The sequence below is a fragment of the Lentihominibacter sp. genome (assembly GCF_046951855.1).
Classification (GTDB): domain Bacteria; phylum Bacillota; class Clostridia; order Peptostreptococcales; family Anaerovoracaceae; genus Lentihominibacter; species Lentihominibacter hominis.
Genome location: NZ_JBKTXS010000062.1, coordinates 1 through 4,093 on the forward strand (window position 1 = coordinate 1; position 4,093 = coordinate 4,093).

The window sequence follows — 4,093 nt, forward strand, 5'->3', positions numbered from 1 at the left end:
GTGTTACCGCATGCGCAAGTTACTTTACATTCCTTGTATTCAGGATGGATTCCTTTTTTCATGCTAATCACCTCTTTCCTGCTCAGGTTTACCACCTTTGCATAATTACTGTCAAATCATACAGCTTATATAGCATATCACAGGCTTTTTAAAAACACAAGTATTTTCGCGATTTTCACGCCAAATAAAAACCATAAGAAAATTATCAACAATTGACACTTTTAATAATAGTCAACTATAATAAAGATATTCATAAATGGAGGCGAAGCAATGAATCCAATACAGCGAGAAAGCATACACATGTTGTCGGATCAGACAGACTCGTATTTTGAAAGAATCAGCGCATACCGCTCTGACAGCCTTGATATCGAATATCTGACCCATCTTCATAAACAGCATATTTCCCATATCCCTTTTGAAAATCTCGATATCATGGCAGGAAAAGCCGTTTCTCTTAATCGCACAGATCTGTTTCATAAGATCATAACCCATCGCAGAGGCGGCGTCTGTTCAGAGATAAATACTCTCTACAACTGGTTTCTGGAGTCTCTGGGATTTCAGACTGTCAGTTACAGCGCCCGCATCATAGCTTCTTCAAACCCCGTACAGATGCGAAGTCACCGTATTATAAGCGTTGCTTTAGACGGAAAGCAATACATAACTGACGCAGGCTTCAATTTTGAGCATCACAGGATTCCCCTTCTCCTTCGGGAGAATATTATCCAGGATGACGGAGAATGTCAATATCGTTTTACCAGAGATGATTTTTGGGGATGGATAATGTGGCAAAACCGACCTAAGCTGGGTTGGCGCAAAATACTGGGATTTACCGAAGAACCTCATATAGATCTTGACTTCATTGCCCCAACATTTTTTGCCGAACGCCATCCTGATTCAAAAATAAATAAATTCACAAAAGTATCTCTTTACATCAACAGTACTTTTTACGCAGTCAGAAACAATCTGTTTCTCAAAGAAGTCAACGGCGTAGAAAATATCATATACCCGATAAAAACAAAAAAACAGGAAGAAAAAATCCTCAGAGAAATTTTCCTCCTGCCGCTATAACTTTCTGTCGGGTCACTGGGGAATCTGTATTTTATCCAATATCCCCATCAGCTTTGCCAATACTATACCATAATTAGTTATCGGCACTCCGGCTGCCTTCGCTTCGGCTATTCTGCTCAGAACATGGCGTCTGTTGAACATACATGCTCCGCAGTGTATTACCAGATCAAACTCTTTTAGTTTATCTGTATCAGGAAAGTCATTTCCGCAGACATTGACTACTTTAAGATTTTTTCCGAATTTTTTTCTCAGCAAATTAGGGATTTTTTCTCTTCCTATATCTTCGGAAAGAGGAACGTGAGTGCAAGCCTCGGCAATCAAAACCTTTGATTTTTCAGTCATATTGTCTAATTGCGATGCTCCTTCGGCAAAGATATCTATATCTCCCTTATAAGCAGCGAATAATACAGAAAAAGATGTGAGAGCACTTTCCTGCGGTTTTTTTTCATATATCTGTCTGAAACACTGAGAATCTGTTATTATTAGATCCGGAGCTCTGTTCAATGATAAAAGCGCCCGTTCAAAACCATCTGCTGTTGTAGAAACCGCTGTACATTTTCTGTCCAAAAGCTCTCTCAAAGTCTGCACCTGAGGCAGTATCAATCTTCCTTTAGGGGCCTGGATATCCTGTGGCATCACAAGAAGTGCAAGACCATCTTCTCCTATCATATCGCCCAATATCTTTTGACGAAGAAAATCTTCCGGCACTGATCTTTCTATGGCTGCCTTCAGTTCATCAAGGCCTGTCTTCCCAGCAGCGCTGACTCTAATAACAGGAACGTCCCCAGCAAAAGCTTTGACCTTTTCCTCCCATAAAAATTTTTTATTAATATCCTCAGGGTCATCACATTTATTGATGACAAATATAAGGGGAATACCTTGCGAAGACAGCAATTTACACCAGTGTTTCTCATATTTCCAAGAACTTTTCTCAGCCTCACTTTTTTCTATGACAATGATCGCTATATCTGTTTTCGCAGCCACCTCTTCTGTGCGCCGAACTCTAAGCTCCCCAAGCTCGCCTTCATCATCAAAACCTGCCGTATCTATAAAGACCACGGGGCCTATGGGATGAAGCTCCATTGATTTATACACAGGATCCGTTGTCGTACCGGGAGAATCAGAGACAAGCGCAATATCCTGACCAGTCAAGGCGTTTATCAATGATGATTTGCCGGCATTACGCTTACCGTATATTGCTATATGAAGTCTGCTTGCTCTTGGAGTATCATAAAGGCTCATTTCAACCCTCCTTCCTCAAAGGCTAAAATCTGAAATCTCTGTTTCCGGCTTCTATTTCTTTAAGATGCTCGGAACAGACTTCTCTTACTTTTTCATTAGGTATCATGGCCAGCCTCTCTGCTATAATAGCATCTCCTTTCTTATGAGTCTCCTCTCCTGCATAATCCATAAGAAATTCTTTTAAAGTCATCAGCGCATTAGGCTGACAGCAATTTGCAATCTGTCCGGACTTAAGAAGGCTCATGAACCTGTCTCCTGTTCTTCCCTCCCTATAGCACGCTGTACAGAAGCTTGGCACATATCCCAGATCTATAAGCCAGTCAACTACTTCCGCCAAAGATCTTCTGTCTTCAACATCAAACTGAACTGTATCCTCATCTCTTTCATCTTCCACATATCCACCTACACTTGTCCGGCTTCCCCCGCTGATCTGTGTTATCCCAATCTCAAGACATTCTCGCCTTGTCTTGGCGCTTTCACGAGTAGACATTATCATTCCCGTATAAGGCACCGCTATTCTGAGAACAGCCACTATTCTTTTGAACACATCATCGGGGACGCCATTGTCAAAGGTATCCGGATCTATATCATCTGCCGGCCGTATTCTTGGAACACTAATAGTATGAGGGCCACAGCCATAGGTCTTCTCCAGATGATGAGCATGCATGAGCATTCCCACAAAATCATATTTATAATTTTCCAGCCCGAACAGTACTCCGCATCCTACATCATCTATACCCGCTTCCATAGCTCTGTCCATAGCTTCCGTATGGTAAGCATAGTCACTTTTCGGCCCCGATGGATGAAGCGCTTCATAAGCTTTTTTATTATATGTCTCTTGGAAAAGTATATATGTCCCTATCCCGGCATCTTTGAGCATTTTATATTCTTCAACAGAAGTCGCCGCAATGTTGACGTTTACTCGTCTGATAGCTCCATTTTTATGTTTTATACTGTAAATAGTCTTTATACTTTCCAGAATATATTCGATAGGATTGTTATACGGGTCTTCTCCCGCTTCTATCGCAAGCCTCTTATGTCCCATATCCTGAAGGGCTATCACTTCTTCCTTTATCTCTTGCTGAGTCAGTTTCTTCCTCGGAATATGCTTATTCTGCCCATGATAGGGACAGTACACACAGCCATTTACACAATAATTTGATAAATACAGCGGCGCAAACATAACTATTCTGTTTCCGTAAAAATGTTCTTTTATCTCTTTCCCCAGAGCAAAGGTTTTCTGTATTATATCGGGATCTTCGCACTCCAGCAGCGTAGCAGCCTCTTTATATGAAAGGCCCTGATATTTTCTCCCTTTCTCTAAGATCTGTTCCATCATTTCCAGATCGTCTTTATGCTGCCTTGCATATTCAAGAGTCTTTAGGATCTGCTCATGGTTAATAAATTCTTCCGCCTTTTTAGACGTACTGTTGTAAACTGCCATTTTCAATCTCTCCTTTTCATTGATGGTTATATTTTTACAAAGGTTTTCTGCCATAGCTTTTTATCAGCCTTTCAAGCTCTTTTCTGTCCTGTAAAATTTCTGTCTTCTTAAATTCCGCAGGATATATCTCATAAGCTTTTTTATACTTATCAGGAGTAACCTTCTTCATCACAACATTAGCTCCGAAAGAAAAAGGATTGTCCGAAATTCGGCGTTTTTCTTTATCTGAAAGAACAGAAAGTGACGTAGTCAGCGGAAGATTCGCTTCGGGAAGCAAAATCCTTGCTACAGCCACAGCTCGCCTTGCCATTTCCGGATCTCCGTCGGGCTGATCTGCAA

Annotated in this window: 4 protein-coding genes and 1 pseudogene; 1 reads left to right on the plus strand and 4 read right to left on the minus strand. The window is 41.1% G+C overall.

Annotated features, from left to right (window positions below):
• On the minus strand, positions 1–62 hold a 62-nt coding region (locus ACLR96_RS10075; protein WP_412265846.1), incomplete at its 3' end, for a 50S ribosomal protein L31.
• Positions 63–270: 208 nt separating this feature from the next.
• Here ACLR96_RS10075 and ACLR96_RS10080 point away from each other — a divergent pair.
• The gene (locus ACLR96_RS10080; protein WP_177267543.1) at positions 271–1,068 is read left to right on the plus strand and encodes an arylamine N-acetyltransferase; all 798 of its coding nucleotides are present in this window, start codon (positions 271–273) and stop codon (positions 1,066–1,068) included.
• Between the two features lie 12 nt (positions 1,069–1,080).
• On the opposite strand, the gene hydF is transcribed toward ACLR96_RS10080, so the two are convergent.
• The 3 genes and pseudogenes from hydF to ACLR96_RS10095 all read right to left on the minus strand — a co-directional run.
• Positions 1,081–2,310 (minus strand): [FeFe] hydrogenase H-cluster maturation GTPase HydF, encoded by a 1,230-nt coding sequence (gene hydF, locus ACLR96_RS10085; RefSeq protein ID WP_177267544.1) that lies wholly within the window; start codon positions 2,308–2,310, stop codon positions 1,081–1,083.
• Positions 2,311–2,332: 22 nt separating this feature from the next.
• Positions 2,333–3,754 (minus strand): [FeFe] hydrogenase H-cluster radical SAM maturase HydG, encoded by a 1,422-nt coding sequence (gene hydG, locus ACLR96_RS10090; RefSeq protein WP_177267545.1) that lies wholly within the window; start codon positions 3,752–3,754, stop codon positions 2,333–2,335.
• Positions 3,755–3,788: 34 nt separating this feature from the next.
• Positions 3,789–4,093, minus strand: a pseudogene (locus ACLR96_RS10095) ([FeFe] hydrogenase H-cluster radical SAM maturase HydE); the annotation flags it as partial.

What these genes read in the sequence shown, in the direction of transcription:
- ACLR96_RS10080 (WP_177267543.1), top strand. Translation starts at nt 271, where the DNA reads ATGAATCCAATACAGCGAGAAAGCATACACATGTTGTCGGATCAGACA.
- hydF (WP_177267544.1), bottom strand. Translation starts at nt 2,310, where the DNA reads ATGAGCCTTTATGATACTCCAAGAGCAAGCAGACTTCATATAGCAATA.
- hydG (WP_177267545.1), bottom strand. Translation starts at nt 3,754, where the DNA reads ATGGCAGTTTACAACAGTACGTCTAAAAAGGCGGAAGAATTTATTAAC.